1 protein-coding gene is annotated in these 273 nt (G+C 60.4%); it reads right to left on the bottom strand.

What is annotated here, in order from left to right:
* Positions 1 to 273, bottom strand: a 273-nt coding sequence (locus KZZ04_RS19260) for an SDR family oxidoreductase (RefSeq protein ID WP_219423877.1), incomplete at both ends; no start/stop codon positions are given.

Here is a 273-nt window from a genome sequence, read left to right as displayed (position 1 = left end):
CACCGCGTTCACGCGAATTTTCTTCTTCGCGTACTCAATGGCTGCCGACTTGGTCAGGCCGATCACGGCATGCTTGGACGCGGCATAGATGCTCATCTTCGGTGCCGCCCCCAACCCCGCCACTGATGCGGTGTTGACGATCGCCCCGCCGCCCTGCGCCAGCAACAACGGCAGCTGATACTTCATGCACAACCACACGCCCTTGACGTTGACGCCCATGATTGCATCGAACTCGTCCAGTGTGCCGTCGGCCAACTTGCCCTTCTCGATCTC

This window comes from Pseudoalteromonas sp. CR1 (genome assembly GCF_019392235.1).
Lineage (GTDB): Bacteria > Pseudomonadota > Gammaproteobacteria > Enterobacterales > Alteromonadaceae > Pseudoalteromonas.
Note: the sequence above shows the minus strand (reverse complement) of the source record. Positions and strands in the feature narration are given on the sequence as shown.